The 4,883-nt window shown below is 43.1% G+C and carries 7 protein-coding genes; all 7 read right to left on the reverse strand.

What is annotated here, in order from left to right; translation table 11 throughout:
• Positions 1-34: 34 nt before the first annotated feature.
• Positions 35-1,657, reverse strand: coding sequence for a chaperonin GroEL (gene groL, locus HMPREF2701_RS00395; protein ID WP_070481766.1), 1,623 nt, complete (start codon positions 1,655-1,657; stop codon positions 35-37).
• Between the two features lie 15 nt (positions 1,658-1,672).
• Complete coding sequence (groES, locus tag HMPREF2701_RS00400) at positions 1,673-1,957, reverse strand: co-chaperone GroES (RefSeq protein WP_070481768.1); 285 nt, start codon at positions 1,955-1,957, stop codon at positions 1,673-1,675.
• Between the two features lie 155 nt (positions 1,958-2,112).
• Positions 2,113-2,508, reverse strand: a complete 396-nt coding sequence (locus HMPREF2701_RS00405; protein ID WP_000282439.1) for a single-stranded DNA-binding protein — start codon at positions 2,506-2,508, stop codon at positions 2,113-2,115.
• A 77-nt stretch (positions 2,509-2,585) separates the two neighbouring features.
• Positions 2,586-3,347 (reverse strand): SDR family NAD(P)-dependent oxidoreductase, encoded by a 762-nt coding sequence (locus HMPREF2701_RS00410; RefSeq protein ID WP_061590192.1) that lies wholly within the window; start codon positions 3,345-3,347, stop codon positions 2,586-2,588.
• Between the two features lie 41 nt (positions 3,348-3,388).
• Complete coding sequence (ytpR, locus tag HMPREF2701_RS00415; protein ID WP_061590193.1) at positions 3,389-4,015, reverse strand: YtpR family tRNA-binding protein; 627 nt, start codon at positions 4,013-4,015, stop codon at positions 3,389-3,391.
• A gap of 15 nt (positions 4,016-4,030) precedes the next feature.
• Positions 4,031-4,348 carry a thioredoxin family protein gene (locus HMPREF2701_RS00420; protein WP_061590194.1) on the reverse strand — a complete coding sequence of 106 codons (318 nt, stop codon included), beginning with the start codon at positions 4,346-4,348 and terminating at the stop codon, positions 4,031-4,033.
• Positions 4,345-4,644, reverse strand: a complete 300-nt coding sequence (locus HMPREF2701_RS00425; RefSeq protein ID WP_061590195.1) for a DUF4651 domain-containing protein — start codon at positions 4,642-4,644, stop codon at positions 4,345-4,347. The genes HMPREF2701_RS00420 and HMPREF2701_RS00425 overlap by 4 nt, the downstream gene beginning before the upstream one ends.
• Between the last annotated feature and the right edge of the window lie 239 nt (positions 4,645-4,883).

Genomic DNA, 4,883 nt, shown 5'->3' on the forward strand with positions numbered 1-4,883 from the left:
CGTGGTTTGAAGAGATTTTCGAAGAGTATAAAGCTTACATCATCCCGCCCATCATGCTTGGATCCATTGCTGGAGCTGGGGCTGCTGGTTCAGGTTTATTGGCTACGACTGCTTCTGTTGTCAAAATCAAGCTGGCTACAGATGCTGCATTTTGTAAAGCTGAACGGCTCACTTTAACTGGGTCGATGATTCCCTCTTCAATCATGTTGACCCATTCGCCAGTTGCTGCGTTGAAGCCTGTACCAAGTTCAGCATTTTTCAAACGATCGATAACGATAGAGCCTTCAAATCCTGCATTGTGGGCGATTTGACGAACAGGTTCTTCCAAAGCACGGAGAACAATATTGCGGCCTGTTGCTTCGTCTCCTGTCAATTCCAAATCAGCCACGGCTGAGATAACATTTACAAGGGCTGTTCCACCACCTGCAACGATTCCTTCTTCAACAGCTGCACGAGTAGCGTTGAGGGCATCTTCAATGCGGAGTTTCATTTCTTTCAACTCAGTTTCAGTTGCGGCTCCGACCTTAATAACCGCTACACCACCTGACAATTTCGCTAAGCGTTCTTGCAATTTTTCACGGTCAAATTCAGAAGTTGTGGTTTCGATTTGAGACTTGATAACTACAACACGGTGAGAAATCGCTTCAGGATTTCCAGCACCTTCTACGATAACCGTGCTATCTTTGTCCACAGTTACTCTCGCTGCTTGACCAAGAGCTTCAATTGTCGCATCTTTCAACTCAAGACCTAGGTCTTCTGTGATAACTGTTCCGCCTGTTAAGATGGCGATATCTTCAAGCATGGCTTTGCGACGGTCACCAAAACCAGGTGCCTTGACTGCTACTACGTTGAAGGTTCCACGAATCTTGTTCAATACAAGGGTTGGAAGAGCCTCGCCATCCACATCATCCGCAATAATCAAGAGTGGACGATTGCTTTGGAGAATACTTTCTAGGAGTGGCAAGATTTCTTGAATATTTGAAATTTTCTTATCAGTAATCAAGATGTATGGATTTTCAAGGTCAGCCACCATTTTTTCGCTATCTGTCACCATGTACTGTGAAAGGTAACCACGGTCGAACTGCATTCCTTCAACAACTTCCAGTTCTGTTTCCATACCACGTGACTCTTCGATAGTGATGACACCATCTTTTCCAACCTTTTCCATGGCTTCAGAGATGTACTCACCGACTTTTTCAGAACGAGAAGAGACAGCAGCAACCTGAGCGATGGCTTCTTTGTTGGCAACAGGGATAGCGTTGTTTTTCAAGGCTTCTACTGCTGCAGCAACTGCTGTTTCAATACCGCGACGAATGCCGATTGGATTTGCGCCTGCTGTGACGTTTTTGATTCCTTCGCGGACTATCGCTTGGGTCAAAACAGTTGCAGTTGTCGTTCCGTCACCTGCGATATCATTGGTTTTTGAAGCTACTTCTGATACCAATTTGGCACCCATATTTTCAAAATGGTCTTCCAATTCGATTTCTTTGGCAATGGTCACACCATCATTGGTAATCAAGGGTGAGCCAAATGATTTTTCAAGAACGACATTACGACCTTTTGGTCCCAAGGTTACTTTAACAGTGTCTGCAAGGATATCGACACCACGAACCATAGCTGAACGGGCATCTGATGAAAATTTAATTTCTTTTGACATACTTACTTTCTCCTTCTATTCTTCAATGATAGCCAAGATGTTAGCTTCCCCTACGATGATGTATTTTTCATCGCCATCTTTGACATCAAGACCTGCGTGAGCTTCAACTAAGACACGATCTCCAACCTTGACATTTGGAGCCACCAAGTCACCGTTCAAGGTACGAACACCTTGTCCAGTAGCTACAACTTGGGCTGTTTTTGTTTTTTCTTGGGCTGAACCTGCAAGAACAAAGCCTCCAACAGTTTGTTCTTTTTCTTCTACTTTTAAGACCACACGGTCCCCTAATGGTTTCAACATCTGATTTCCTCCATGATGAACTACATATTGTTAGCACTCTTTATATCTGAGTGCTAATTCATAGTTCTATTGTATCACTTGGTCAGAAATAGTCAAGAAAAAAGTCTGACTTTCTCAAGATAAAAAGCCTGAGACCAACTCAGACTTTTTAATGCTTAAAATGGCAATTCTTCCTCTTCCAAAACTAAATCTGCCAGATCCTGCCCTGCGTTATTTTCTCGCATGGCACGTTGAGCACGACTTTCCAAGAGTTGGAATCCTGTCACAAGGACTTCGGTCACATAGTTCATTTGACCATTTTTCTCAAAGCGACGAGTACGCAATTCCCCATCAACGGAAATGAGACTTCCTTTAGTTGCGTAGCTGGCTAAACTTTCTGCTAGTCTGCCCCAAAGGACCATATTAACAAAATCGGCTTCACGTTCCCCGTTTTGATCTTTGTAACGACGGTTGACTGCAATGGTTGCTCGCGCTACTGACTTGTCATTGTTGGTTTTGTGCAATTCTGGTGTAGACGTTAAACGTCCAATCAAGATAACTTTATTATACATATTTTCTTCCTCCTACTTATCTATTCGTAAGAACTCAAAAAAAGTTACAGAAATTTGTAACTTTTCGAGGAAATTTTTTACTTTTTATGAACCATGAAACCTGTTGCTTGTTGATTGGCCATAATGGTCATATCTGTAATCTGCACACGACGAGGTTGACTAGTCACATAGACTACTGTGTCTGCAATATCCTGAGCTTGCAAAGCTTCTATTCCTTGGTAAACGGACGCAGCCCGCTCTTTGTCACCATGAAAACGTACCGTCGAAAAATCTGTTTCGACAATTCCAGGCTGAATGGTCGTCACCTTGATATCCGTTGCGATGGTATCAATTCGCAGACCATCTGAAAAGGTCTTAACTGCTGCCTTGGTAGCTGAGTAAACAGCGGCACCAGCATAGGCGTAGATTCCTGCGGTTGACCCCATGTTGATGATATGTCCTTGATTGGCTTTTACCATTGCTGGCAAGAAACAGCGAGTGACTGCCATCAAACCTTTGACATTGGTATCCAGCATAGTCAGCATATCCAATTCTTCATAGTCTTGATAGGGAGCCAAGCCAAGAGCTAGTCCAGCGTTGTTGACCAAAATATCAATCTGCCCTATCGTTTCTAGAATATCGGAGCAGACAGTCTTGACCATGGTCATATCCGTGACATCTAGCGGAAAAGTCCAAACTGTTTGATTTGGAAAAGTTTCTGCAAGCTCCGACTTGAGGGTTTCTAGTCTATCTATCCGTCGTCCAGTTAGAACGACATTCTCACCCTGCTCCAGATAAGCACGCGCAATCGCTTCACCAATTCCTGATGTCGCTCCTGTAATCACTACATTTTTTGCCATCTTATTTCCTTCTATCTGGTCTATCAGATACTGACAAGTTCCTAAGCAGTCCAGTGTTTAGCTGGATCAAATGGAGTTCCAACAACTTGGTCTTCTGATAATTCAATAACCCCTCGTTTTTGCGGAGCATTTGGCAGATGCAATTCACGAGGACTGCACATCATTCCAAAACTCTTTTCACCACGAAGTTCGCCTGAGAAAATGAGATTGCCTTTTGGCATCATGGCTCCAGGAAGAGCTACAATGGTTTTCAAACCAACACGCGCATTAGGAGCCCCTGCAACGATTTGCACTGTCTTGTCACTTGCAACTGCAACTTGGCAGATGTTAAGGTGGTCACTATCTGGATGAGCTACCATCTCGACAATTTCACCGACAACAAACTTAGGTTCCCTATCATTGACAATTTCTTCTGTAAAACCTTCCGCCTTCAATTCTTGGTTCAAACGAGCGGCTTGCTCATCTGTCAAAAAGACTTGACCACGCTCTGCAATTTCAAATAAACTTGAAACTTCAAAAATATTCCACGCCACTGTTTCCCCATTATCTTTGAGAAAAACACGGGCTACCTTGCCTTTGCGCTCCACATCCTGTTTGGCATCTCCGCTATTTTTCACGATGACCATAAGGACATCACCGACATGTTCTTTGTTATATGTAAAAATCATTGTTTCTATTTTCTCCTATTTCAGTCCTGCTAAAAAGTCGTTAATTTGTTGCTTACTTTTACGGTCGCGATTAACAAAACGACCGATTTCCTTGTCCTTTTCTAGTACAACAAGGCTGGGGATTCCATAAACATCCCAGAGTTTGGCCAAATCCATATACTGGTCTCGGTTCACACGAATAAAGGTGAACTCTGGATTGGTCTCCTCAATTTCTGGCAAGGCAGGATAGATATAACGACAATCGCCACACCAGTCCGCCACAAAAAGAAAGACCTTCTTCCCATCTTTTTCTACTAAAGATGCCAATTCTTCTAAACTTGCTGGTTGTATCATAAGACTTCCTCCTCATAGACTAGGTCTTCATTTTCATAGATAAAGGTATAATGACGGCCATCCTCAAAAATGACACCACCGACTAGTCGTTCTAGACTACTTTCATAAACTTGAACATAGAGAGTCGCAATTTCCCCCATATCTGAAAAATGGTCTCGCACAATCGCTGTCAACTCTTCCTGAGTCTTCCTGAGCTTACGGTCATCTGCAACTTTTTTCGTAGCAAGGGCAAGGCTCCCAATACCAAGCAGAGCCAGACCTGCCATCCACATTTTTTTAGCTTTCATACCATTCATTTTAACACAAAAAAGGCTTTAGGACAAATGAGGAAGCAGCAGAAAATCAAGTAAAAAGCCTCTTCCTTTAAGGAAAAGGACTTCTTATACTCAATGAAAATCAAAGAGCAAACTAGGAAGCTAGCCGCAGGCTACTCAAAGCACTGCTTTGAGGTTGTAGATAAGACTGACGAAGTCAGCTCAAAACAGCGTTTTGAGGTTGTGGATGACGCTGACGTGGTTTGAAGAGATTTTCGAAG

The organism is Streptococcus sp. HMSC077D04 (assembly GCF_001808785.1).
GTDB classification, from domain to species: domain Bacteria; phylum Bacillota; class Bacilli; order Lactobacillales; family Streptococcaceae; genus Streptococcus; species Streptococcus mitis_BX.

Bases quoted from the DNA above. Each gene is read 5' to 3' on its own strand.
- HMPREF2701_RS00425 (WP_061590195.1), bottom strand. From the start codon at position 4,644: ATGAATGGTATGAAAGCTAAAAAAATGTGGATGGCAGGTCTGGCTCTG.
- groES (WP_070481768.1), bottom strand. From the start codon at position 1,957: ATGTTGAAACCATTAGGGGACCGTGTGGTCTTAAAAGTAGAAGAAAAA.
- HMPREF2701_RS00410 (WP_061590192.1), bottom strand. From the start codon at position 3,347: ATGGCAAAAAATGTAGTGATTACAGGAGCGACATCAGGAATTGGTGAA.
- ytpR (WP_061590193.1), bottom strand. From the start codon at position 4,015: ATGATTTTTACATATAACAAAGAACATGTCGGTGATGTCCTTATGGTC.
- HMPREF2701_RS00405 (WP_000282439.1), bottom strand. From the start codon at position 2,508: ATGTATAATAAAGTTATCTTGATTGGACGTTTAACGTCTACACCAGAA.
- HMPREF2701_RS00420 (WP_061590194.1), bottom strand. From the start codon at position 4,348: ATGATACAACCAGCAAGTTTAGAAGAATTGGCATCTTTAGTAGAAAAA.
- groL (WP_070481766.1), bottom strand. From the start codon at position 1,657: ATGTCAAAAGAAATTAAATTTTCATCAGATGCCCGTTCAGCTATGGTT.